This window comes from Protofrankia sp. CiP3 (genome assembly GCF_917627345.1).
Lineage (GTDB): Bacteria > Actinomycetota > Actinomycetes > Frankiales > Frankiaceae > Protofrankia.
Map to the genome: position 1 here is coordinate 80,502 of NZ_CAKJTM010000013.1, position 24,665 is coordinate 105,166.

At 69.4% G+C, this 24,665-nt stretch carries 15 protein-coding genes and 1 tRNA gene; 5 read left to right on the forward strand and 11 right to left on the reverse strand.

The genetic code is table 11. The features are described from left to right. Nucleotides 1-76 precede the first annotated feature (76 nt). Nucleotides 77-442, reverse strand: a complete 366-nt coding sequence (locus MJ797_RS07630) for an SHOCT domain-containing protein (protein WP_239333206.1) — start codon at nucleotides 440-442, stop codon at nucleotides 77-79. Between the two features lie 494 nt (nucleotides 443-936). On the opposite strand from MJ797_RS07630, the gene MJ797_RS07635 reads away from it, so the two are divergent. Further along, nucleotides 937-1,611: an RNA polymerase sigma factor gene (locus MJ797_RS07635; protein WP_239333160.1), complete on the forward strand. Its 675-nt coding sequence runs from the start codon at nucleotides 937-939 to the stop codon at nucleotides 1,609-1,611. A gap of 111 nt (nucleotides 1,612-1,722) precedes the next feature. On the opposite strand, the gene rpsA is transcribed toward MJ797_RS07635, so the two are convergent. Then, on the reverse strand, nucleotides 1,723-3,204 hold the full coding sequence (gene rpsA / locus MJ797_RS07640; RefSeq protein ID WP_239346579.1) for a 30S ribosomal protein S1: 1,482 nt from the start codon (nucleotides 3,202-3,204) through the stop codon (nucleotides 1,723-1,725). A 365-nt stretch (nucleotides 3,205-3,569) separates the two neighbouring features. Here rpsA and MJ797_RS07645 point away from each other — a divergent pair, with 365 nt between their 5' ends. The 3 genes from MJ797_RS07645 (at nucleotide 3,570) to MJ797_RS07655 (ending at nucleotide 11,018) form a co-directional block, all read left to right on the forward strand. Then, nucleotides 3,570-4,463, forward strand: coding sequence for a class I SAM-dependent methyltransferase (locus tag MJ797_RS07645; RefSeq protein WP_374581675.1), 894 nt, complete (start codon nucleotides 3,570-3,572; stop codon nucleotides 4,461-4,463). Nucleotides 4,464-4,523: 60 nt separating this feature from the next. Next, nucleotides 4,524-6,047 (forward strand): hypothetical protein, encoded by a 1,524-nt coding sequence (locus MJ797_RS07650; protein ID WP_239333162.1) that lies wholly within the window; start codon nucleotides 4,524-4,526, stop codon nucleotides 6,045-6,047. A 324-nt stretch (nucleotides 6,048-6,371) separates the two neighbouring features. Further along, nucleotides 6,372-11,018 (forward strand): alpha-(1->3)-arabinofuranosyltransferase family protein, encoded by a 4,647-nt coding sequence (locus MJ797_RS07655; protein WP_239333164.1) that lies wholly within the window; start codon nucleotides 6,372-6,374, stop codon nucleotides 11,016-11,018. A gap of 108 nt (nucleotides 11,019-11,126) precedes the next feature. On the opposite strand, the gene MJ797_RS07660 is transcribed toward MJ797_RS07655, so the two are convergent. The 9 genes from MJ797_RS07660 to MJ797_RS07700 form a co-directional block, all read right to left on the reverse strand. After that, complete coding sequence (locus tag MJ797_RS07660; RefSeq protein WP_239333166.1) at nucleotides 11,127-12,998, reverse strand: bifunctional diguanylate cyclase/phosphodiesterase; 1,872 nt, start codon at nucleotides 12,996-12,998, stop codon at nucleotides 11,127-11,129. Nucleotides 12,999-13,314: 316 nt separating this feature from the next. Beyond that, complete coding sequence (polA, locus tag MJ797_RS07665) at nucleotides 13,315-16,086, reverse strand: DNA polymerase I (RefSeq protein ID WP_239333168.1); 2,772 nt, start codon at nucleotides 16,084-16,086, stop codon at nucleotides 13,315-13,317. A 526-nt stretch (nucleotides 16,087-16,612) separates the two neighbouring features. Next, nucleotides 16,613-17,323 (reverse strand): ABC transporter ATP-binding protein, encoded by a 711-nt coding sequence (locus tag MJ797_RS07670; RefSeq protein WP_239333170.1) that lies wholly within the window; start codon nucleotides 17,321-17,323, stop codon nucleotides 16,613-16,615. After that, a complete protein-coding gene (locus MJ797_RS07675; protein WP_239333172.1) occupies nucleotides 17,323-18,228 on the reverse strand; it encodes an ABC transporter ATP-binding protein in 906 nt (301 codons plus the stop codon). Before MJ797_RS07675 ends, MJ797_RS07670 begins: the two co-directional genes overlap by 1 nt. Continuing rightward, the gene (locus MJ797_RS07680) at nucleotides 18,225-19,589 is read right to left on the reverse strand and encodes a branched-chain amino acid ABC transporter permease (RefSeq protein WP_239333174.1); all 1,365 of its coding nucleotides are present in this window, start codon (nucleotides 19,587-19,589) and stop codon (nucleotides 18,225-18,227) included. Before MJ797_RS07680 ends, MJ797_RS07675 begins: the two co-directional genes overlap by 4 nt. After that, nucleotides 19,586-20,518, reverse strand: a complete 933-nt coding sequence (locus tag MJ797_RS07685) for a branched-chain amino acid ABC transporter permease (protein WP_239333176.1) — start codon at nucleotides 20,516-20,518, stop codon at nucleotides 19,586-19,588. Before MJ797_RS07685 ends, MJ797_RS07680 begins: the two co-directional genes overlap by 4 nt. A 77-nt stretch (nucleotides 20,519-20,595) precedes the next feature. Then, complete coding sequence (locus MJ797_RS07690) at nucleotides 20,596-21,744, reverse strand: branched-chain amino acid ABC transporter substrate-binding protein (RefSeq protein ID WP_239333178.1); 1,149 nt, start codon at nucleotides 21,742-21,744, stop codon at nucleotides 20,596-20,598. Nucleotides 21,745-22,135: 391 nt separating this feature from the next. Further along, nucleotides 22,136-23,629 carry a branched-chain amino acid ABC transporter substrate-binding protein gene (locus MJ797_RS07695; protein ID WP_239333180.1) on the reverse strand — a complete coding sequence of 498 codons (1,494 nt, stop codon included), beginning with the start codon at nucleotides 23,627-23,629 and terminating at the stop codon, nucleotides 22,136-22,138. Further along, complete coding sequence (locus tag MJ797_RS07700; protein WP_239333182.1) at nucleotides 23,626-24,240, reverse strand: ANTAR domain-containing response regulator; 615 nt, start codon at nucleotides 24,238-24,240, stop codon at nucleotides 23,626-23,628. Before MJ797_RS07700 ends, MJ797_RS07695 begins: the two co-directional genes overlap by 4 nt. Before the next feature lie 196 nt (nucleotides 24,241-24,436). Between MJ797_RS07700 and MJ797_RS07705 the strand changes: the two genes are divergently transcribed. Further along, nucleotides 24,437-24,509: transfer RNA gene (locus MJ797_RS07705), tRNA-Leu, on the forward strand. The last annotated feature ends 156 nt before the right edge of the window (nucleotides 24,510-24,665 follow it).

Below are 24,665 nucleotides of genomic sequence, written 5' to 3' on the forward strand. Positions count from 1 at the left end.
GCAACCGCAACCATCCACGACCAACAATCCAAACACATGTAACACGTACAGCACGTATAACGGCCAGAAAAGGGAATCAGGCGAGAACCTTGGCTTTCATCCGGTCGAATTCCGCGTCGGAGATGGCACCGCGATCCCGCAGCTCGGCGAGCCTGGTCAGCTCGTCGGACGGACTCGCCGTTCCCGGGGCCGGGCTTCCCGAGACCGAGCGCACGTAGTCGCGGAACTCCCGATCCTGGCTCGCGGCCCGCCGCGCCGCCCGTTCGTGCATGCTGTCACCCCGGAAAATCAGATATGCCAGCACGCCAAACAAGGGCAGCACAATCACAAAAATGACCCAGGCGGCCTTTCCCCAGCCGGACAGATCATGACTCATAAAAATATCTGATATGACAACAAACAACAGATAGAACCACAATATGAACAAGAAGAACCACAGCATCGTCCAGAAGACACTGAGCAACGGATACTGATAACCGGTCTGCACGAGACCACCCCCTCGGTCGCCCGCACGCCCTTCTGGTTCCCGACCCACACAGCCGGTAGAAGGCTCGCGAGTCACGGCATCGCTGCCCCGTGTATTACCCACCGGCGGACCCCGCTACCGTGCCGGGCGGTGACGGGCGGCCGGTCACCCCCACAGGATGAATTCCAGGCGATCCCGCCAGCATTCTGTTGATCTTCTGGTATATCGATGCCACGCCGACATGAACAATCATCGGGCGCTTCCCGCGGGTCCTGATCGACCAGATCGCGACGCTCCACACCGAACAAATCCGGCATAGCCTCCCTATTCAATACTTGCCGCATTCATCCGTACGGCCGGCTCCTGCCCGTGTGCCAGCGCGCACCTGGCGCACGCCCTCACATGCCCCGTCCTGTCGGACAGCCAGGTGCTGGTGGACCGCTCACCTCGGTCATGGGACACTTCGCGCCGTGCTTTCCGCGGCCGCGCCCCGCGGCGCGGACGACCCGCCCGCAGACGCTTCCCTCGTACGGGTCCCCACCCGGTCCGCAGCCTCGCCCGCACCGCCACCGCGGCCCGCCGACCTCACCGCGGAGCAGCTCCGCGACCTGCACGCCCGGCTTGCCGCCGGCGATGCCCAGGCACTCACCGACGTGCACGCCCGCTATGCCCGCTACCTCGTGGCCGTGGCCGCCCGGATCACCGCGGATCCCGAGGCCGCGGCCGAGATCGCGCAGGACGTCCTGGTACACCTGTGGGAGCATCCGCTACGGTTTGATCCCGACCGTGGCAGTCTGCGCGCCTACCTGGCCGTCATCACCCGGCGGCGCGCCATTGACTGGCTCCGGCGGGAGAACGCGCGCCGGCCGTCCGATGCCCTCGCCCGGGAACTGGCCGCACGGTCGGACAGCCCCGCCGCCGATACCGAGGTGCTGGCCGAGATCACCGCGGCGATCGTGCGCCGCGGTGTGGCGGAGCTGCCCACCATGCTTCGGGAAACGGTGGAACTCGCGTTCTTCGACGAATGCACCTATCGCGAGGTGGCAACCCGGCTCACCATTCCGGAGGGCACCGCGAAGTCCCGGATCCGCGCGGCCCTGCGGAAGCTGGCGGTCCGGCTGGAGCGCGAAGGGGTCCGCGTATGAGCACGACGCACGACGGAGGATGACGCAAACACCGAACGCAAACGGGGCCTGCGGAAGATTCCCGCAGGCCCCGCCGTACGCTGCCCGGGGCGTACGCGCCCCAGGCTGGGACTATTCCCGGCCGAACTGCTCCCGAAGACGGCGAAGCGCGTCCTCATCGATCGCGGAGGCGGGCTGGTCGGGCTCCGCGGAGGTGTAGGACGACGGGGCGACCGCGGCGGCCTCGGCCTCTTGGGCGGCCCGGATCTGTGCCTGGTGCGCCTCGTAGCGCTGCTGCGCCTCGGCGTACTGCCGCTCCCACTCGGCCTGCTGGTCTTCAAAGCCAGGCAGCCATTCCCCCGTCTCCGGGTCGAAGCCCTCGGGGTAGACGTAGTTGCCCTGCTCGTCGTACTTGGCCTCCATCCCGTACTGGGACGGGTCGAACGCCTCGCCCTCACCGACAAGGGCGCTGGAGTCGTTCGCCTGCTTGAGGGAGAGACTGATCCGGCGACGGTCCAGGTCGATGTCGATGACCTTGACGAGGATCTCGTCGCCGACGTTCACGACCTGCTCGGGGATCTCCACGTGCCGCTCGGCCAGCTCGGAGATGTGCACCAGGCCCTCGATGCCCTCGTCCACCCGGACGAACGCGCCGAACGGCACGAGCTTGGTGACCCGGCCCGGGACGACCTGGCCAATCGCGTGGGTGCGGGCGAACTGGCGCCACGGATCCTCCTGCGTGGCCTTCAGCGACAGCGACACCCGCTCGCGTTCCAGATCGACGTCGAGGACCTCGACCGTGACCTCCTGGCCGACCTCCACGACCTCCGACGGGTGGTCGATGTGCTTCCAGGAGAGCTCGGAGACGTGCACCAGGCCGTCGACACCACCGAGGTCGACGAAGGCCCCGAAGTTGACGATGGAACTGACGACGCCCTTGCGGATCTGTCCCTTGGCGAGCTGCGCGAGGAACTCCGACCGGACCTCGCTCTGGGTCTGCTCCAACCACGCCCGCCGGGACAGAACCACGTTGTTCCGGTTCTTGTCCAGCTCGATGATCTTGGCTTCGAGCTCGCGGCCGACGTAGGGCTGCAGATCGCGCACGCGGCGCATCTCCACCAACGACGCAGGCAGGAAGCCCCGCAGCCCGATGTCGAGGATGAGACCGCCCTTGACGACCTCGATGACGGTGCCGTTGACGACGCCGTCCTCCTCCTTGAGCTTCTCGATCGTGCCCCAGGCGCGCTCGTACTGAGCGCGCTTCTTGGACAGGATGAGACGGCCCTCCTTGTCCTCCTTCTGGAGAACAAGCGCCTCTACGTGATCACCGACCGTCACGACCTCGTGCGGGTCGACATCGTGCTTGATCGAAAGCTCCCGCGAGGGGATCACGCCTTCGGTCTTGTAACCGATGTCAAGAAGCACCTCATCGCGGTCCACCTTGACGATGGTTCCGTCGACGATGTCACCGTCGTTGAAGAATTTGATCGTTTTATCGACGGCGGCGAGGAAGTCCTCAGCCGAGCCGATGTCGTTGACCGCGACCTGCGGGGTGGTCGGGGCGGGCGGTGTGGTCACGGTCTCCACGGGTCGTACGTCGGTGGTGCTCGTCAAGGGGTCGGCTCCGGACTACGGGTTCGTCGTATACACGGGAGACCGGATCGAACCGCCGAGACGGAGGGACAGGGACCGTGCAAAACGAACACTGTCGGTACCGATAGCGACGCTCGAGCGGATCTGCTAGGTCTGAGATCCACAGACTCTCGTGCCAGACCCAAGTCTAGGGATCGGTGTCCAGGGTGGTCAACGCCATCGCGGGTCAACCTCGTCCCGCGCCGGAGTGGATCGCGTCGCAGCCCGCGAACCCGACCGGGGCGCGAGCAGAACGCGACCGGGGCACACCATCGGGACGCGGGGACGCACGCGGCGGACAACCACCCCCCATCCGAAGATCGAAAGACGCTGCGAGGATCGATGCCGTGAACGGACCAGAACCCGCCAGACCGGACGTGCCCCGGCCCGTCCTGCCGCGGTACCCCCCGGGCGGGTATCACCCCGCCGAGTTCGGCTACAGCGACGTCGACGACGACAGTGCCAGATGGGCCAACCGCGGCTACTGGGACGCCACCGCCGATGACTACCAGGCCGAGCACGGCGCCTTCCTCGGGGACGCCGACTTCCGCTGGTGCCCGGAGGGCTTGCGGGAGGCGGACGCGCGGCTGCTCGGCGAGGTCCGCGGCCGGACGGTGCTGGAAATCGGCTGCGGCGGCGCACAGTGCGCCCGCTGGCTGGTCACCCGCGGCGCGGAAGTGGTGGCGCTGGACCTTTCCGCCGGCCAGCTGCGGCACGCCCGGACGCTGTCGGCCGCCACCGGGGTGGCTGTCGCCCTGATCCAGGCCGACGCCACCCGGCTGCCGCTGGCCGACACGAGCGTGGACCTGGCCTGCTCGGCCTTTGGCGCGATCCCCTTCGTCGCGGACAGCGCGGCCGTCATGCGCGAGGTCGCCCGGGTGCTGCGTCCCGGCGGGCGCTGGGTCTTCTCCACCACGCACCCGATGATCTGGTCGTTTCCCGATCATCCGGGCAAGGAGGGCCTCACCGTGGTCCGGAGCTACTTCGACCGGCGAGCGTACGTCGAGCGGGACTGGGCCGGCCGGACGAGCTACGCCGAGACCCACCGGACCGTCGGTGACCGCGTCCGGGAGCTGGTGGCGGCCGGCCTGATCCTGCGCGACCTGATCGAACCGGAATGGCCGGCGGGTCATGACCGGGTGTGGGGCCAGTGGGGGCCGGTACGTGGCCGCCTGTTCCCATCCACTGCGATCTTCGTGACCGAGAAGGCCGCCGGCCCCGCGGGAGAACCCGTTCGGTGAACGCGGTCACCCGTGTGATGCGGCGGCAACCAGACCGGATGATCAAATCAGGTGATCAAGATGTCTGCGGGCCGGCCGGCCGGAGCCCGCCATGGCCGGCCACGGATTTCCCGCTACCAGCTTGTTACAATTAGTAATGGGAATACTACTGTCGTGACGTGGTGGGATGACACAGCAGCCAACCGTCCGGGCGCGGTGGATGTGGGCGCGGTGCCGCTTGCCCAACGCCCGTATCCGCCCGCGCTCGGCCCGGTCGGCGGAGTCCCGCTTGCGCCCCCGGCGGCATCCCGGCGGGCGCTGCGGGGCGCCATCCGCGGCGCGTCCCCGCTGGCGCTTGCCGCGATCACCGCCAATATCGCGAACCTGATCGTCACGCTGCTGCTGGCCCGTCAGCTGTCCACCGCCTCCTACGGGACGCTGGCTCAGTTGCTGGCGCTGTTCTTCGTGGTGTCCATGCCGGGCAGCGCCCTGCTCGTCGGCGTCGTCCGCACGGTGACGCCCTGGCAGCAGGCCGGCGAGACGGTACTGATCGACCAGTGGGCCGCGCGGGTGCGGCGGGCTGGTGTCGTGCTGGTCGCGCTGACCGCGATGACGAGCCTGCTGCTGCGGGGGGTGATCGCCACAGCCCTGTCCCTGCCGAGCCCCGACGGTGTCGCCGAGATTCTCACCGCGGGCGCCGCCTGGTGCCTGCTCTGCGTGGACCGCGGGCTGCTCCAGTCCACCCGCGCATACGCGGGCCTGGCGGCGAACCTGGTGCTGGAAGGCCTGGTCCGGGGAGCGCTCGCGGTCGGGCTGGTGCTGGCGGGCCTCGGTGCCGGCGGTGTCTGCCTGGCGATCCTCCTCAGTGTTCTCGTCGGGCTCGGGCATGGACGGACGGTCATCGCCACGCGCTCCGGCCGTTACCAGGCGTACATCGACCTGCCCGCCGCCCGCGCGGCGCGCCCGGTTCACGCGGGCGGCGCTCCGGTGCCGGCGCCGGACCGCCTGGCCGTCGAGATCGGCGCCGCGCTGATCGCCCTCGTCCTGCTGGGCGTGCTCCAGAACATCGACGTGCTGGTGATCGGCGCACACCGCTCCGCCGAGACCGGCTCCTACGCGGCGGTGTCCGTCGCCTGCAAGGCGCTGGTCTTCGCCGCGGTCGTCCTGGGGGGCTTCCTGCTGCCCGAGACGGCAACCCGCCGCCACCACGGCCAACACGCGCTGCACCAGCTGGGCGCGACACTGACGATGCTCGCGGTGCCGGCCGCGGGGCTTCTCCTCGTCGCTGTGGCCGCCCCGGCCCAGGGACTGTCGCTGGCGTTCGGGCCGCGGCTGACCGCCTGCGCCAGCGCGTTCGCGCCCCTGGCCGGGGCGATGACCTGTCTTGGGGCGACCGTCCTGTGCACCCACTACCTGCTGGCCGTCGGCGCGCGCGGGGTCCTGGTGATGCTCGCGGCCGCGGCCGCGCTCGCCATCGCGGGCAGCTGGTGGATGGGCGGCGCCGCGGTGGCGACAGCCCGGCTGGAACTCGCCCTGTACGCCGTGCTGGCCGCTGGCACCGGCCTGCTGGTCTGGTCCAGCGCCCGGCGCGCCGCGGTCCGGTGAACGTGTGATCCGCCTCCCCGCGCTGGCAGCGGGCAACGGCCGGGCCGCGGGCGTCACCATCGCCACCGCGCGGATCGCCAGCGCCGCGTTCTCGGCCATACCGATACAATTCATCCGGTATCGGTATGGCCTACGGCCTTGCCAGCAATCACCTGGATACGGCTTCATGATCGAACGATGGCTCCCGGAACACGCCGTAGGATGCTCCGGACGCAGCTCACGATCAGCGCACAGCTCGGGGAGCCGGGTATGGCTGCGTGCTGCCGTCCTCCTCCCGGGCGCAGCGGCGGCCGGGAGCCGCACCAGGATGATTGGGCTGCACGGGTGACCCTGACCGCACCATCCGCACGTCCGCGGCGAGGTCTTTCCCGCCGGCTCACCGGCCGGCCGGCCGCTGGCGCCGGGCCGTCGCCGCGCCAGCACCGATGGTCGCCGCCATGGCCGGCGCCGCTGCTGGCCGCGATCGTCTATCTCCCGCTGCTGCTCACCGCGCCCGGTCGGGTCGGCGTCGACACCAAGGCCTACCTGTACCTGGACCCGCAACGGTTGATCAGCCACGCGGGGGTCATGTGGGCCCCGAACGTCGGGATGGGTTCGGTCACCCACCAGAACATCGGCTTCCTGCTCCCGCAGGGCGCCTTCTTCTGGCTCCTGGACCTCGCCGGGCTGCCCACCTGGGTCGCCCAGCGGCTGTGGACCGGCTCGGTGCTGTTCCTCGCCGGTGCGGGCGTGCTCTTCTGCATGCGGTCGTTCCGCTGGCCGGACCGGTTCGCCTTCGTCGCCGCGGCCGGCTACATGCTGACCCCGTACGTCCTGGAGTATGAGGCGCGGATGTCAGCGATCCTGCTGCCCTACACGGGCCTGGGATGGCTGCTCGGGATCACCATCCGTGGGCTGCGCGAGGCCCGGGGAGGCCGCGCGGCCTGGCGGCCGGACGGCTGGCGCTGGCCCGCCGCGTTCGGTGTCACGGTCGCCCTGGTCGGCAGCAGCAACGCGGCAAGCCTGATCTTCGTGCTGCTGGCACCGATGCTGTGGCTGCCCTTCGCCCTGTGGGGCACCCGCGAGGCCCGGCTTGGGCCAGCGCTAGGGATGATCATCCGTACCGCTGTGATGATCGTACTGTGCTCAGCGTGGTGGATAGCGGGCCTGATCACTCAGGCTGGCTACGGTGTGAACATACTCGCCTACAGCGAGACGCTCAAGACGGTGGCCAGCGCATCCCAGGCATCAGAGGTGCTGCGCGGTCTGGGCAACTGGTACTTCTATGGCGCGGATGCGCTGGGGAGCTGGATCGTCGCCTCCCATGACTACACCCACACCATCTGGGTGATCGTCGTGAGCTTCGCGCTGCCGCTGCTCGCGCTGGCGGGCGCGGCCCTGATCCAGTGGGGCTACAAGGCCTACTTCGTCGCGCTGCTCGTCGTCGGTACCGCGATCGCGGTAGGTGTGTACCCCTATGACCGCCCCTCGCCGCTGGGCTCGGCCTTCCGCGCGTTCTCCCAGGCGTCGACGGCGGCTTTGGCGCTGCGATCGATGCCCCGCGCGGTACCGCTGGTGGCGCTCAGCCTGTCAGTGCTGCTCGCCGGAGGGCTCGCCGCGGTGTCCCAGCGGCTTGCGGAGGTGCTCGCACGCCGCAGCTCCCACCGCCCGCCCGGCCGCCTGGGCGGGCGGGCGTGGATCTCGGCCAGGCTGCCGTCCCTCGTTCCCGCCACCGCGTGGGCGATCGTGGTCGTCCTGGTCGTGGCGAACCTGAGCCCGCTGTGGCGCGGCCGGTTCATCGAAGCCGGCCTGGACCGCCCCGAACAGATCCCCGGCTACGAGCGGCAGGCCGCCGCAGCCCTCGACGCGGCCGGTTCCACCACCCGTGCGCTGGAGCTGCCCGGCGCGGACTTCGCGCACTACCGCTGGGGGACCACCCTCGACCCCGTCCTGCCCGGCCTCGCGAACCGCCCGTACCTGGTCCGCGAACTGATCCCGTTGAGCGCCGCCGCATCCGCCGACCTGCTGCGCGCGCTCGACCGCCGGTTGCAGGAAGGTGTGTTCGAAACCGACGGGCTCGCCGACATCGCGCGGCTGATGAGCGTCGGCGACATCGTCCTGCGCAGCAACCAGCAGTACGAGCGTTTCCGCACCCCGCGCCCGGTGCCGACCTGGGCGCTGTTCACCAGCCCGGTGCCCACGGGGCTTACCGCGCCCCGCGCCTTCGGCCCGCCGGTCACCGACACGCCACGCATTCCCTTCGATGACGAACTGGCCCTGGGCACGCCCGTGAACGCCCCGGACCCGCCGGCATTGGCCGTCTTCGGCGTCACCCGCCCGCAGCCGATCGTGCGGACGGCGACCACCGCGGCACCGCTGCTCGTCAGCGGCAACGGCGAGGGGCTGGTGGACGCGGCAGCCGCGGGCCTGCTGGCTGCCCCGCTCGCCGCGAACCGGGCCATCCTCTACACCGCGTCGATGGCAGCCGACCCCGCGTCGATCAACCAGGCGCTGGCCGATGGCGCCGATCTTCTACTCACCGACAGCAACCGGCGCCGAGCCGAGCGCTGGAGCTCGGTCCGGGACGACTACGGGTACGTCGAAACCGCGGACATGATCCCGCTGGTTCCTGACCCCAACGACAACCGGCTGCCGGTCTTCCCGGACGAGGCCGCGACAGCGCAGACGGTGACCGTGCTGCACGCCCCGGGCCAGCCCAGCGAGATCGCCGCTGTCGGCGCGACCGACTACGGCAACGCCTTCTCCTACAGCCCGTCGGAACGTCCAGCGGGTGCGGTCGACGACAACCTCGACAGCATGTGGCGGGTCGGCGCGTTCACCAACCCGGTCGGGCAACGCCTGGCGATCACCATGACGGAGCCGGTGCGCACCGACCGGATTCGCCTGATCCAGCCGTTGCGCGACTCCCCCAACCGGTGGATCACGCGGGCGACGCTCCGCTTCGACGGCGGATCACCGGTGACCGTGGATCTCACCGACGCGTCACGCACCGCAGCGGGACAGCTCGTGACCTTCCCGGCCCGCGACTTCACCCGGCTGGACATCACCCTGGACGCGACCAACATCGGGGCCCGCGCGACCTACACGGGCCTGTCCAGCGTGGGGTTCGCGGAAGTCGACATCATCCGTCCGGACGGCAGCGCGCCGCACGCGCGGGAGCTCCTGCGGATGCCCACCGACCTGCTTACCGCGGCGGGCGCCGGCTCCCTTGCGCACCGGCTCACCCTGCAGCTCACCCGCGACCGGGCAAACCCGGCGGAACCGTTCCGCACCGACCCCGAGACCTCGATGGCCCGGGTGTTCACCCTGCCCACCGCGCGCACCTTCGCCCTGTCCGGTACCGCTCGCGCGTCCGCCTACGCCAATGACCTGGTGCTGGGCAGGGCCACCGGGCTGCCGTCCGGTGGGGTGAGCACCGAGTCCTCCGGCCGGCTGCCCGGTGACCTGGCGGCCGGCAGCGCCAGCGCGTTCGACGGGGACCCGGCAACGCTGTGGAGTCCCGGCTTCGGGGCACAGACCGGCAACTGGGTGCAGATCAACTCCCCGCAACAGGTGAGCTTCTCGGCGCTGACTCTGTCGCTGGCGGCCGACGGACGCCACTCCGTGCCGAGCGTGCTCGGGCTGGTCGTGGACGGCCGGCGGGTGGACACGCTGACCATCCCACCGATCACCGACATGCCGGACGGCACCAGGACCGTCACCCTCAGCTTTCCCCCCGTCCAGGGCAGCCATATCCGCCTCGTCGTCGACAGCGTCCGCCCAGTCACCACCCGTGACACGATCGATGCGCAACAGCTCACAATGCCGGTAGGCCTGGCCGATGTCGACATCGCCGGCCTGCGGACGCCGCGGGCCGCGGCAGCTCTTCCCGGCGAATGCCGCACCGATCTCGTCATGCTGGACGGGCACCCGCTCTCCGTACGGATCACCGGTTCCAGCGCCGACGCGCTTGCCCGCAAGGGCCTGCCCCTGTCGCTGTGCGGCCAGCCCATCGCCCTGGGACCTGGCGACCACGTGCTACGCACCGTAGCAGGGGCGGACGCCGGCTACGACCTGGACAGGCTCATCCTGTCCTCAGAACCTGGGGGCGGCCCGTCGCCGGTCACGGCCGGCGGATCGGTCACCCCAGCCAGCCAGGGCACCCCGGCCGATCCGCCGGCTGGGCCAGCTGGCAACGCCGCCCGCGCACCCGCGGTGACGGTCAGCGCATCCACCGAAACCTCATTCACGCTGCGGGTCACCAACGCTGAGCCAGGCAAGCCCTTCTGGCTGGTGCTCGGGCAGAGCCTGTCCGCCGGCTGGCAGGCGACGACGCCCGGCGGATCGAAGGAGAACCCGAAAGCCATCGACTACGGCGCGCCCCGGCTCGTGGACGGCTACGCCAACGGCTGGCGGATCACTCCGACCGCGTCCAGCTTCACCGTCAACCTCACCTGGGCACCCCAACGGCTGGTACGGCGCGCCCTGATGATCTCCGCAACAGCGCTGGCGTCGAGTGTCGCGCTGCTGGTCGTGACGGCGAGAAAACGCCGGCGGTCACGTGCGCAGGCCGGCCCGGTGACCGTCGATCTGCCCACCTTCGAAGCACCGGCGGCGCGGGCCGCCCGAGTTCCGATCACGGTGGCGATCCCCACGGCGGTGACAGCCGCCCTGGTCGCGCTGGCGCTGGTGAACCCGGTGGCAGGCGTCGCCACCGGGCTGGTGACACTGGCCGCGCTGCTCATACCGCGTGCCCGGATGCTGCTCAGGATCGGGCCGGTGGTCCTGCTGGCCATGAGCGCCGCCTATGTCATCCAGGTCCAGATCCGCCACAACCTCCCGATCGACGGCGAGTGGGTCAAGGCATTCGGGCGGATCGCGACCGTGTCGTGGATCGCGGTGCTGCTCCTGGGGTCCGACACGGTCGTCCGGGCCGTGCAACACCGCTACCGGGAGGCGCCGCCGACGACAGAACGCGGGCTGCGGCAATGACCCCAGTAGCGTCTGTGCAGGGCGGTCACGGTGACCGCCGGTAGTTGCGGACCTGACCGGCATCCCCGCCCGCCGGCCGCGGCTGGCAAGGCTGGGCTGGTCGCCGGGTCAGTGCCGGTCTCCCGCACGCGGGCCTGGGCCGTCCGCGGCCGCGGGAGGAACGGGGGCGTCCGCGCCAGCCACGGAGGCCGCCGCGGTGAACAGCGCCAGCAGCTCAGGGGATGGCGGCAGCGGCCGTGATATCGCCTCTCCCTGAAGAAGGTCGCAACCGAGCTCCATCAGCATCCGCAGGGCGCGGGCGTCCTCGACGCCCTCGCCGACGACCCGCAGGCCCAAGCGGTGGCCCAGGTCCAGGACCGCACAGACGATCGCGGCGTCGGGCAGGCTCCCATGCGCGCCGGAGACGAACCCCCGGTCGATCTTCACCTCGTCGAACGGCAGCGCCTTGAGGATCTCCATCGAGCTGTACCCTGTCCCGAAGTCGTCCAGCGACAGCTTCACTCCGCGGGTACGCAGCTCCCGCAGCATCGCCGCGGCCCGGGCCGGCTGGGTGACCAGCGCGCTCTCCGTGATCTCCAGTGTCAGGACGTCGGCCGGCAGGCCATACGCGGACAGCGTCTCCGCAACCAGGCTGGGGAGATCATCGCGGATGAGCATCCGCGCCGAGAGGTTCACCGACACCGGTACGTGGTGACCGGCCACGGCCCAGTCGGCACACTGGCGCAGCGCCTCGTCCAGTACCCACTCGGTCACATCAATGATCAAAGTGGACCGTTCCGCCATGGGCAGGAACGCCTCGGGTGCCAGCAGCCCGCGGTTCGGGTGCGCCCAGCGCAGGAGTGCCTCGACACCGGCGATGCGGCCGGTCCGCGCGGACCGCAGCGGCTGGTAGTGGAGGCGCAGCTCGCCACTGGCGACGGCGGCCCGCAGCTGAGCGTGCATGGCCAGTTCCCACGGCCGGACGCCGACCATACCAGGATCCCACACACCGACCCGTTCACCATCCCGTTTGGCCGCGTGCAGCGCCGCATCCGCGGCTGGCAGCAGCGCGTCAAGACTCGTTCCGTGCAGCGGGGCGACCGCGACACCCGCGCTGGCCTCGACCTCGACCTCGACGCCGTCGATCCGGAACGGGCCAGCGATCTGGCTGATCACCATCCGGCCGATCGCGCGCATCTGATCATGCGTGGCCGCGGGCTCACCCGGCAGATCGGCCCCGTAGATGACCACCGCGAACTCGTCACTGCCGATACGACCGGTGAACGCGGGATCCGCGGGTACGCCGCGTAGCTGCACCGCGATAGCCTGAAGCAGCCGGTCCCCAGCGGAATGACCGAGAGCGTCGTTGACCTCACGGAACCGGTTGATATCAAAAAGCACCAGGACGGCGTCACGGCCCGCGGCAAGCGCGGCGGCGAGCGCGGGCTGGGCCACCCGAGCCAGTCCGGCCCGGTTCGCGAGGCCAGTCAGTGGATCTCGATCCACCAGGAGCTGGCTCCAGCGGCCGAATCCGTACACCACCAGGGTTGTCGCGGTGATACTGAAGACAGTCATCACGACCGCGGGTATCGCGGCCCCGAGGTCTCCCTCGACCGCGAAACCGGCCACGGCCCCCGCGCTGATGAGTACGGCGTGGGCGACCGCCTCCCACAGCCTGCGCACCATTGCCCCGCATGCCGCGATCCAGGAGTACCAGAGCAGGTACAGATCGGAGTCACGGCCGTGGGTACTGTCACACAGCGCAATCGTTATCGCAAGAACCGAGGTGACCACCAGAATGTGGTGAACGGTCGGCCGCATGCGTGCCAGCAGCAGCGCGACGGCCAGGTTGGCCGTGCTTATCGCTACCGCGAGCCACGTCCCCAGCTGGTTCTGCCCTGGCGACCGGGGGAGCAGCGCGAGAACGAGGAAAAAGAAGAGGCCTCCGGCGGAAAGTATGATCAGAAATCGCCGTTGATCCGTGAAAGGCGGAAGGCTCATGTCGACACCCACCTGATCAACAACGGATACCCACGGCACCAGGGAAGGCCCCACCGGATACTCCACGGGATAACTGCCCAAAAACTGCTCACAGTTACACTGTGAGCCTCAGCGACACGGATGTAACCCGCCAGCCCGCGGGTTTGGCGGGTCTACAGGACAGCTGTGGCTGATCGAGGCTCCTGTATGCACACCCCCGTGACAATGCCGCCGCATCGGCGTGACCTGACAGCGGGCGGCGGCTGCGGACAGCGGCGACAGGCCGGCAACCCGGCAGGCACCCCGGCAGCGGCTCAGCTAGCACCCGGCACGGTGGTCAGTGGGCGGCGGCGTCCCAGGTCAGGCCGCAACCGACACTGACGTCTAGAGGTACCGACAGCTGGTAGGCCGTCCCCATCTCGGCCCGCACCAGTGCCTCGACCTCGGCCCGCTCACCCGGAGCGATCTCCAGTACAAGCTCGTCATGGACCTGGAGCAACAGCCGCGACCGCAGCCGGCGGTCCCGCAGCGCCCGGTCGACGCCCAACATAGCGATCTTTATGATGTCCGCCGCGGACCCCTGGATGGGAGCGTTGAGCGCCATCCGTTCGGCCATCTGCCGACGCTGCGCGTTGTCACTGGTGAGGTCCGGAAGGTAACGGCGGCGTCCCATGATTGTCTGCGTGTAACCGTCCGCGCGAGCCTGCTCGACCACTCCGCGGAGGAAGTCCCGTACCCCGCCGAATCTGGCGAAGTACGTCTCCATCTGTGCGCGGGCCTCTTCCGGATGGATGCCGAGCTGGCTGGCAAGCCCGTACGCCGACAGGCCGTAGGCCAGCCCGTAGGACATGGCCTTGATCCGGCGGCGCAGCTCCGGGTCGACCGCGTCCACGGGCAGGCCGAACGCCTGGGCCGCCACGTAGGTATGCAGGTCCTCGCCGGAGGCGAACGCCTCGATCAGTCCCGCGTCGCCGGACAGGTGCGCCATGATGCGCATCTCGATCTGGGAGTAGTCGGCCGTCAGCAGGGACTCATAACCCGTGCCGACGATGAACGCCCGGCGGATCTGACGGCCCTCGGCCGTGCGGATCGGGATGTTCTGCAGGTTCGGGTCGGTCGAGGACAACCGGCCGGTCGCCGCAATCATCTGGTTGAAGGTCGTGTGGACACGACCGGCATCGTCGATCATCGGGATGAGCGAGTCCACCACGGTACGCATCCGAGCGACGTCACGGTGGCGCAGAAGTACCGCCAGTAGCGGATGGTCGGCCTGGGTGGCAAGCCAGAGCAGCGCGTCCGCGTCGGTGGTGTAGCCAGTTTTGATCTTCTTGGTCTTCGGCAGGCCCAGCTCGTCGAACAGAATCACCTGTAGCTGCCTGGGCGAGCTGAGGTTGAACGGCCGCCCGACGATCTCATGAGCCTGCCCGGACACCGCGGCGACCTCAGCGGCGTAGTGCTTCTGGAGTTCGATCAGATGATCGGTGTCAGCGGCGATACCGGCCCGTTCCATCCCGGCCAGCACGCCGACGAGCGGCAGCTCCACGTCGTGCAGGAGCGCGGTGGCACCGCGGCGGACCAGCTCCGCGTCAAGCACGTTGGCGAGCTCAAGGCAGGCACGGGCCCGCACGACATCCGCGGCGGCCGCGTCCGCCTCGTCCGATCCGTCGATGGTCAGCTGCCCGGTGTCAGACCCCTGCGCGCGCAGGTCGCGCCGGAGATAGCGCAGCACGAGATCGGCCAGGTCGAAGCCGCGCTGGCCGGGCAGCGCGAGGTAGGCCGCGAGCGCGGTGTCGCTGGTGACACCCGCGAGAGACAGGCCACGGGCGGCAAGCGCCGACATGGGGCCTTTGACGTCATGCGCGGCCTTGGGCTGGTCAGGGTCGGCGGCCCAGCGCGCCAGCGCGTTCTCGTCGGCCACGGTGAGCCCGGCTGGGTCGATCCAGGCACCGGCGCCGTCGACGGTGGCCAACGCGAGCGCGGTGACGACGCCGGTGCCCCGCCCCCAGCTCCCCCGGATGTACAGGCCGACGCGCCCGCCGCCATGGGCATGTTCGGCCAGCCATGCGGGCACCTCGCCGGGCCCCAGAACCCGCGTGGCCACCTCGAAACCCTCCTCGGCCTCAGGCTCGGCCATGGCCAGCGCCGTGTACAGCCGTTCCCGCAGCGTCCGGAACTGGAGGGTGTCGAAGAGCTGGTGGACGGCTTCGCGGTCCCACGGGCGCAGCCGCAGGTCGGCGGGGGAGATCTCCAACGGCACGTCACGGGCGAGCTCGGTCAGGGTCCGGTTGCGGATCACGCTGGCAAGGTGTGCGCGCAGCGAGCCGCCCACCTTGCCGCCGACTTCGTCCGCCCGGTCGACGAGTTCGGCCAGCGAGCCGAACTGCTGAATCCACTTGGTGGCGGTCTTCTCCCCTACGCCGGGCACCGACGGCAGGTTGTCCGACGGGTCGCCGCGCAACGCGGCGAAGTCCGGGTACTGCACCGGGGTGAGCCCGTACTTGGCCTCGACCTCCGCCGGGGTGAACCGGGTCATGTCGCTGATTCCGCGCCGGGTCATCAGCACCGTCACCTGGTCGGTGACAAGCTGCAGCGCGTCCCGGTCACCGGTGACGACCAGCACCCGCATGCCCACGGCCGCGCCCTCGGTCGCGAGTGTCGCGATGACGTCGTCGGCCTCGTAGCCGGCGGCGCTGACCCCGGTCACGGCGAGTGCGTCGCACACCTGCTGGATCAGGCTCACCTGCCCGACGAAGTCCTCGGGGGCCTCGGCACGCCCGGCCTTGTACTCCTCGTACTGCAGGTGCCGGAACGTGGGCGTCGGCAGGTCCCAGGCCACCGCCACATGGGTGGGGCGCTCGTCGCGCAGCACATTGATCAACATTGACGTGAACCCGTAGACCGCGTTGGTCGGCTGCCCCGTCGTGGTGGCGAAATTCTCGACCGGGAGCGCGAAGAACGCCCGGTAGGCCAGGGAGTGGCCGTCGAGCAGGAGCAGCCGCGGCTCACCGTCGTCGTGTACGGGCCGGGCTGCGGCCGGCGCCGGCCGGGCAGCCGAACGCGCGGAACCGCGGGTTGTCGGGTTGTCGGGGCTCGCGGTTGTGGCGGACACGACACGAGTCTATTGACAGGCTCCGACACGGGAAGCGATGGCGCGAGGCGCCGCCCGGTCTGCGCGAGCCGGACAGACGGCTGCGGCACCGGTCGGATGACCACTATTCAGCTGACCGCATGGCCACCGGTCGGCTTCCGAGTACGCGATCACAGTACTTCCCGCGCGTCCGGACGCCACGGTGGTCAGCACGCCCGCGGGCCGTATTCGATCACAAAGACGGATGTGTGAACGTGTCACCGGTCACGTCGCGAAGAAGGGCGGGAACGCCGGGGGAAGACAGTGGGGAAGACAGCGAGCGAGAACTGGCCAAGCCGTCCGCCCGGTGCATTGACGTGGCCATCGGTTACGCCTTAGCGTCTTGCCGGTGGGGCCCGGGGCGGACGAGTAGATAACGTCCATGCACGGGGAAGGTGTGGACGGCACCAAAGACCGTTCCGGGTTTCACTTATTCATCTACAGCTTTATGTGCCGCTGGGTACACCGCTCGATCCCGCGGCCCCCGTCCGCGCGCGATAGCGGTCGCTCAGACAACGTCTTCGCCCAGATAAGCACGCCGAACGCGGTCGTCCGCGCGCAGCAGGCGCGCCGGACCGTCCAACACCATCCGGCCTGTCTCCAGCACATAGCCACGGTCCGCGACCGTCAGGGCCTGATGGACGTTCTGCTCCACCAGGAGCATGGACACGCCGGTACTGTTGATCTCGCCGATGACCGCGAAGATCGTGGCGACGACCAGCGGCGCGAGCCCCATGGACGGCTCGTCCAACAGCAGCACGCGAGGCCGTGCCATGAGCGCCCGGCCGATGGCCAGCATCTGCTGCTCGCCGCCGGAAAGGCTTCCCGCGGCCTGCCCGCGGCGCTCGGCCAGCCGCGGAAACATCGTGAACACCCGGTCGATGTCCCCACGCACCCAGCGGCGATCCCGGTAGGCGCCCATCAACAGGTTCTCCTGGACGGACATGACCGGGAACACCCCGCGGCCTTCCGGCACATGACTGACGCCACGCGCGACGATCTCGTGCGCCGGCAGGCCCGAAAGCCGCTCACCGTCCAGTGACACCTCCCCCGCCACCGGGCGCAACAGCCCCGACACCGTTCGCAGCGTCGTGGTCTTACCCGCGCCGTTCGCCCCCAGCAGAGCCACTACCTCGCCGGTCTCGACCCGCAGGCTCACGCCACGCAGCGCGGTCACCGAGCCGTAGCGGACCTCCACGCCGGTGAGCTCGAGCGCCATCAGCAGCCGCCACGGGCGTCAGCAATACCGTCAGGGATGCCGTCGATGCCGCTCGTGACGCTGCCGCTGTCGGCGGGGGTAGCCGCGGCCGTGCCCAGGTACGCCTCACGCACCGCCGGGGCCCGCTGGACCCAGGCCGGCGGGCCGCTGGCGATGACCCGGCCGAAATTGAGCACGACCACGTCCGCCGCCACGCTCATCACCAGGCCCATGTCATGCTCGATCAACATAACGGAGATCCCGTCCGCGGCGATCCGCCGCAGTAGCCCGGCCAGTTCGTTCTTCTCGGCCGTGTTCGCGCCGGCCGCCGGTTCGTCCACCAGCAGCAGGCACGGGTCGCTGCCCAGCGCCCGCGCGATCTCGAGGCGACGCTGCTCCCCGTAGGCGAGCGTGGCGGCCGGGACGTGCGCGCGGTGGGCCAGACCGACGAAGGCGAGCAGTTCCATGGCCCGCCGCACGCCGCGAGCCTCGGCCCGCCGGACGCCGGGGGTGGCGAGCATCACCCGCAGTGCCGCCGGGCGGTCCCGTCCCTCCACTCCGATCTGGACGTTGGCGAGCGCGCTCAGCCCGCCGAACAGCCGGGTGTGCTGGAACGTCCGGGCCAGCCCGAGCCTGTTGATCACATGGGGCCGGCGGCCGAGCAGGTTGGTGGGAGATCCGTCACGCCCCCACAGCGTGACACCGCCGCTCTGCGGACGGTAGACGCCCGTCAGGCAGTTGAACAGCGATGTCTTGCCCGCGCCGTTCGGACCGATCACCGCGAGAATCTGGCCGCGCTCATGGCGTAGCGACACCCCATCCAGGCTGGTGACTCCCCCGAAGCGGAGCACGAGTTCGCGCACGTCGAGCACCAGACCAGCGGTACCACCGTCGGCGGCCGTAGCCCCGATCGGCACGTCGTTCATCCGGCCTGCCCAGCGACCGGGAGCGCTCCCCCGACGCCCGGGACACCCGCGTCGTCGGAGTCGGGGAGCGCCACACCGACCCGCTCACGTCGCCGTGGCGGGAGCAGGCCCTGAGGCCGGAAGATCATCATAATGACCACGATCATCCCGAAATAGATGTACCGATCGGTCGGGGGCACCACATCGCGCAGGAAAAACGCCAGCCCCTGCAGGACCACAGCACCGAGCACCACACCAAACCGGGAGCCCATCCCGCCGAAAATCACGATGGTGAGGACCAGGATCGACGCCTGCAGACTGAAGGTCTGCGGGTTGAAGAACTGCTTGGTCGCGAAGAACACACCCGCGAAACCCGAAACAGACGCGCCGATCGAGAACGCGAGCAGCTTCATCCGTACCGTCGCGACGCCCGAGATCTCGGCCGCGAACTCGTCCTCCCGGATTGCCGCCCAGGCACGGCCGACGCGCGACCGTTCCAGCCGGCCGAACACCACGATCACCGCAATGATGATGGCGAGCAGGAGGTAATAGTACGGCAGTGGCGCCAGGCCCCAGGCATAGTGGAACTTCCCGACGTCCAGGGATAGCGGTGGCACGCCGAACACCCCGCGCGAGCCGCCCGTGACACTGTCGAGGTTGTTCGCGAGCAGCTGGATGATCTCGCCGAACCCCAACGTCACGATGGCCAGATAATCCCCACGCAGCCGCAGCGTGGGCCCACCGAGAGCCACCCCGGCGACCATCGCCGCGACCACCGCGATCGGGATCACGACGAACGGGTTGAGAATGACCGGCGAATGCCAGGGCATGGCTGTCCGGGACGTGCAGTAGGCGGTCGTGTAGGCCCCGATCGCGAAGAACGCGATATAGCCGAGGTCCAGCAGACCGGCGTAGCCGACCACCACGTTCAGGCCCAGCGCGAGCAGAGCGTAGATCCCGACGTCGGTGACGAGGGACTGAGCGGCCGCTGTGGACAGGCCCAGCGGCACGATGAGGGCGATACCGAGCATGCCCGCGCTTACCGCCGCCCTCCCCCGGGCGGATGCCGCGAAGCCGCCGAGGGTGCCGACCCATGCGGTCAGCCGGTGCGGCACACCCAGACCGGCTGGCCCGGCTGGGCGCCCGCGGTCGCCCGCGCGCAGGCGCCCAGCCCACACGGCAGCGGCCCAGGCGCCGGCCGCCAATGCCGCGAACAACGCGAAACGCGGGGCGAACAGTGATCCGCGGATCCCCGCGAGCGGATGCCCGGCGTCGCCGGATGGGCCGGTCACAACGGCGAACAGCGCCGCTCCACCCATATACACCGCGAGCCGGCGCGCCCAGCTGAACGCCGCGCCGGTACGCGGCCGTCCGACGATCATGCCGCCCTGCGCCGGTGTTCACCGAGCAGGCCCGAGGGCCTGACCAGAAGGACGCCCACCAACACGAGAAAGGCAATCACATCCCGATAGGACGCCTGGAACACATAACCGCCATAGCTCTCGACCAGGCCAAGGAGCAGACCTCCCAGCACCGCGCCACGGACGTTGCCGATACCGCCGAGCACAGCGGCGGTAAACGCCTTGACACCCGGAACGAACCCCATCGTATAGGAGGCGTTGAACGTCATCGCGTAAAGGAAGCCGCCGGCACCCGCGAGCAGGCCCCCGAGCACAAAAGTGGCGACGATCACCCGTTCGACGTCGACACCCATCAGACGCGCGGTGTCCGCGTCCTGGGCCGTCGCCCGGATCGCCTGGCCCAGCCGGGTGACCGCGACCACCCGGTCCACCACGACGAGCATCACGACCGCCACGCCGAATATGATCATTGTCTGCACAGAGACCGCGGCGCCGAGGACCCGCCCGACGGTCCCGTTGGTGAACAGGTCCGGGACGGGCACGCTCTGGCGGCCGAACTCCTTCCCGGCCAGGTTGGCCGCGAACAGCGAGGCTCCGATGGCGCTGATGAGGTAGGCCAGCCGCGGCGCGCCACGGCGGCGCAGCGGCCGGTAGGCACCGCGCTCCAGAGCGAACGCGGCCAAGCCGCCGGACGCGGCCCCGGCACCGAGCCCGACCGTTACCAGCGCGACGGACGTGAGCCCTGACGGCGTTGCCCCGCCCGCGGGCAGCAGCGCCCGAGCCGCGAACAGCCCGCCGAAGGCACCGAGCATGAAGACCTCGCTGTGGGCGAAGTTGATGAGCGTGAGCACCCCGTAGACGAGGGTGTAGCCAAGAGCTATGACCGCGTACAGGGAACCGATGGTCAGGCCGTCAACCGTCAGCTGCCCGAACTCGTGCCCGAAGCTCATGCTGATGTCCCCCGAATCGCCGGTGGTTCACCGGGCCACTGCTGGTGCGCGGTATCGCGGGCGGTCATGAACACGGGTCAGGCTTTCATCAGCTCCGCGGTGGTCCCAAGCACTTCCCGCTTGCCAGCGCGGATCCGGTAGACGTAGACGGTCGAACCGGCGACCTCGCCGTTGGGCTGGAACACGATCCGCTTGGTGACGCCCTCGAAATCAACGGATGAGAAGGCCCGGGCAACAGCCTCCCGGCTGGCACCCGGCCCGAGCTTACGCAGGACCTCGATGACCGCGTTCGTCGCGTCATATGCCTCACCGGAGTAGGTGCCCGGCCGCGTGCCGTTGTTCACCCGTTTGAAGTCGGCGACGAAGCCGGCGGCCTTCGGGTCGCTGTTGGCGTCGCCGCATGGGCAGGTCAGATACGCGCCTTCCGCGCTCGCGGCACCCGCCTGGGTGACGAACTGGTCGTCGTTCGACCCGTCTCCGCTCATGATCGCCCCGGTGAAGCCCTTGGCCCGCAGCGCCTTGGTCAATAGGGCGAACTCCCCATAATAGCCGGAGTAGAATACCACGTCCGGCTGCTCGGAAATTATCTTCGTCGCCTCGGATGTGTAGTCCTTCGTCGGGTTGATGCCATCATTCACGACATTCACCCCCTGCACCGCCAGCTCTTTTTTCAACACCGTCGACAGCCCGGTGCCGTATTCGCTCTTGTCATCGAGGGAGAACACCTTCTTGGCCTTGAGAGCCTTTGCGACGTAATCCGCGGCGGCGGTGCCCTGTACGGTGTCGGGGGCAATCACGCGGAAAAAAGTCCCAAAACCCAGCGAGGTGAGCTGCGGGTTTGTCGCGGACGGGCTCACGGAGAGGAGTTTGGCCTGGCTGTAAAGCGGCTCGCTGGCTTTGGTCGCGCCCGAGAAGATCGGCCCGATGACAGCGATGACGCCCGAGTTGTCAATCAGCTTCTGGGCCGCGGTGGGCCCCTGCTCCGGGGTGCCCTGATCGTCTGACTGGACCAGCCGGAGAGTGAACGGGAGCCCGCCGCTGGTGTTGGCGCGATCGACCGCGGTTCGCAGGCCGTTGATCGCGTTGATGCCGAGCTGCGAGCTGTCGCCCGACAGCGGCCCCTGGAAGCCGATGATGTATTCGGGGCGCCCGCTTCCCGAGGAGCCTCCCCCGCACGCGCCGACGGTCAGCGCGATCGCAAGCAATCCAGCGGCTCCCGCCGCCATCGTTCGCCTCGCCATGCCGTGTCCCTTCATCCATTTCAGTAAGACAATTCAGGCAAATCGCCATCAAGCATAGCGCGAGGGATGCCAGCTCTCCCAGCAGAAAGGTCATCCGACCGGTGCCGCGCACGACGGCCTCACGCCGTGCCCACGCCACGCGGCCGCCACCGCCCACCGCGCCTGCTCTGCCCAGCTTGCTGGCCATACTGTCGGAAACCTAGTCGCTACGAGCAGCAACTGAAAGCTTGGAACGCCCGTGTCGTCACAATTTTTCGATTATGGTGTGTTTCGGAAGTTGTCGGACGAAATCGTGGCGTGCGGCCGGGCCCGGCCGCCGGGGCGAGCGCCGAGGGTGAGCGCCGGGTCGAGCCGCGCACGTTCGGGACGGCGCGGATTACGGCCGACGCACCCGCAGCACCACGAACGCCCGGTCGCGCACCGCATAGATGGTCACGAGCGGCGCCACCGCGTCACCCCACTCATCAAAGCCGACCTCGCCGGTGGCCCCGACGAAGCGGCCCTGCCGCAGTGCGGCGATGACAGCGGCCCTGGCGGCGCCATCCACACCGGTTCGGCCTGGCAGAACGCTACTGGCCGCCCGCAACAGCACACCGGCAGCGTCGTAGGCGTACGCGGCGACGGACGGGATCACATCGGCGACCGCTGTCGGCGGGGGGACGGCAGGCCCCGGGGCGCCGGTCACGGCCGAGGCGTCACCGCGGATGACGGCCGGCGGACCAGCCTCGGCGCCAGAGCCTGCGCCAGAACCGGCGCCAGAACCGAGCGCACGAGAGGCGGTCGAGACGGCCGGATCGCCGATACGGGTGCCGGTCTCCCGGTTGCCACGACCGCCCCATCGGTGCAGGTAGGCCGCGGCGAACGAGCCGGCCCGCGGCAGTTCGGAAAGCGGCGCGCCGAGATCGACGACCGTGTCTCCCTCAGCGGCGCCCTCCGCCCGCTCGGGATAACGAGGGTCGCCCAGCCCGTCGGAACCGAGAACAGCGACGGCCAGGCCCTGATCGGCCAGTTCGGTGCGCAGATGCGCGGCAAAGGCGAAGCCCGTCGCCACGTACAGCAGGTCCGGGGTTTCGGCACGTACCCTCTCGACTACCGAGGCCACCTCGGACTCGTCATCCAGACTGCCGTGGACCTTGTGTATTCCCGTGACGGCGGCGCCCAGCTGGCGGGCGTCGGAGGCGAATCGCTGCGCGAGGGAGGTACCGAAGCCGGGGCCACCGTCCACCACCGTGATCCGGCGGCGGCCCATGGTCGCCACGGCGTACTCGGCGCTGGTCCGAGCCGCCAGGACATCGGTGCCGCTCAGCCGGAAGTACCCTGGATACGGCCGGCTCCGGGCGGTGGTGGCCGCGGTAGCGGTGGTGGTGGTCGCGAGGCCCGTGAGTTCAGGGCGGCTGTTGGACGGGGAGACCACGGCAATCCCGGCGGCGCTCAGCGTAGGCACAGCGACCATGGCGACCGTGGAGCTCAACGGCCCGACGACGCCGATCACCGTTTCGTCGGCGGCCAGTTCACCGGCTGCCCGGGCGCCTCCGTCCGGCCGGGACAGGTCGTCCTGGAGGCTCAGACGGATCTTCCAGCCAGGGATCGCCGCGTCCGCGTTTGCCTCGTCGACCGCGAGCCGCACGGCGTTGCGAACCGCGCCGCCCAGCGAGGCGAGATCCCCGGACAGCGGAGCCATCAGCCCAAGCGTGGCCGTCCGCGGCTGCGGCCGCGACGGGCTACCAGCGGACGGTGCGGTACTGAGTTTTACCGCGTACGCCGCCCCGACCGCCCCCGCCGCAACGATCAGGGCGACCAGCGCGGCAACCAGCGCCCGGGTGGGCGGTACCCGGCGTCCCCACCGGGTGGGCGGTGACCGGTCGATCACGTTCCGGGCAGTGCCTCACCGGGCAATGCCTCGCCAGACAGGATGCCTTCGGCCACCGCACGCATCGTGCGCCGCTGATTCATCGAGGTGCGCTGGATCCACCGGAAGGCGTCCGGCTCGGTCATCGCGTGCTCGGTCTGCAGGACCCCCTTGGCCCGTTCAATGATCTTTCGAGCCTCCAGGCGGCCCTGTAGATCCTCGACCTCGGCCTCCAGGCTCACGATCTCGGTGAAGCGGCTCACCGCCATCTCGATCGTCGGCAGCAGGTCCTTCTTCTGGAACGGCTTGACGACGTAGGCCATCGCCCCGGCCTCACGGGCTCGTTCCACGAGCTCTCGCTGGCTGAACGCGGTCAGGATCACCACCGGCGCAATGCGTTCCTTGGCGATGTGCCCACCGGCCTCGATCCCGTCCATACGAGGCATCTTGACGTCGAGAATGACCAGGTCGGGCCGAAGCTTGGTGGCAAGGCTGACGGCCATCTCGCCGTCACCGGCCTCACCGACCACCTCGTAGCCCTCCTCCTGCAACATCTCACGAAGATCAAGACGGATCAGCGCCTCGTCCTCGGCGATCAGCACCCGGCGGGGGGTCGAGGATGGCTGGCTCATCGGGTCGGACTCCTGGGCTCGCAGGGCTAGGATGATGCCGTTGACCCGCCGTAACACCGGGGCGGTCGGTCGATCCGCACCTTACCCGGCTAGAGTCGTCAAGGAAGCGCTACCTGCATATCGGCCAGCCCGGCAGCGGGATAATCCAACCGCCGGTCACCCTCAGTACCTAATGATCATAGAGTAAAAGCAGTATGCCCCTGTACTCCAACGGCAGAGAGACGGTGCTCAAACCACCGACAGTGTGGGTTCGAATCCCACCGGGGGCACGCGCGGCGTTCGGCGTCGAGATCGTTGTAGGTACGCCGTGTTGTCGTCAGCCGGCGCTCAGCACCAGGGCGCCTTCCTCCTCCGCCTTGCCGGATCGGGCGCGGATGAGCCGTTCGCTGATCGAACGCCCTATCCTCGGGCGCTCTAAATGCCCG

Bases quoted from the DNA above. Each gene is read 5' to 3' on its own strand.
- MJ797_RS07680 (WP_239333174.1), bottom strand. From the start codon at position 19,589: ATGATCGTCGGACGGCCGCGTACCGGCGCGGCGTTCAGCTGGGCGCGC.
- MJ797_RS07700 (WP_239333182.1), bottom strand. From the start codon at position 24,240: ATGAGCCAGCCATCCTCGACCCCCCGCCGGGTGCTGATCGCCGAGGAC.
- MJ797_RS07675 (WP_239333172.1), bottom strand. From the start codon at position 18,228: ATGAACGACGTGCCGATCGGGGCTACGGCCGCCGACGGTGGTACCGCT.
- MJ797_RS07650 (WP_239333162.1), top strand. From the start codon at position 4,524: ATGTCTGCGGGCCGGCCGGCCGGAGCCCGCCATGGCCGGCCACGGATT.
- MJ797_RS07630 (WP_239333206.1), bottom strand. From the start codon at position 442: ATGCTGTGGTTCTTCTTGTTCATATTGTGGTTCTATCTGTTGTTTGTT.
- MJ797_RS07690 (WP_239333178.1), bottom strand. From the start codon at position 21,744: ATGGCGGCGGGAGCCGCTGGATTGCTTGCGATCGCGCTGACCGTCGGC.
- MJ797_RS07670 (WP_239333170.1), bottom strand. From the start codon at position 17,323: ATGGCGCTCGAGCTCACCGGCGTGGAGGTCCGCTACGGCTCGGTGACC.
- MJ797_RS07685 (WP_239333176.1), bottom strand. From the start codon at position 20,518: ATGAGCTTCGGGCACGAGTTCGGGCAGCTGACGGTTGACGGCCTGACC.
- MJ797_RS07660 (WP_239333166.1), bottom strand. From the start codon at position 12,998: ATGAGCCTTCCGCCTTTCACGGATCAACGGCGATTTCTGATCATACTT.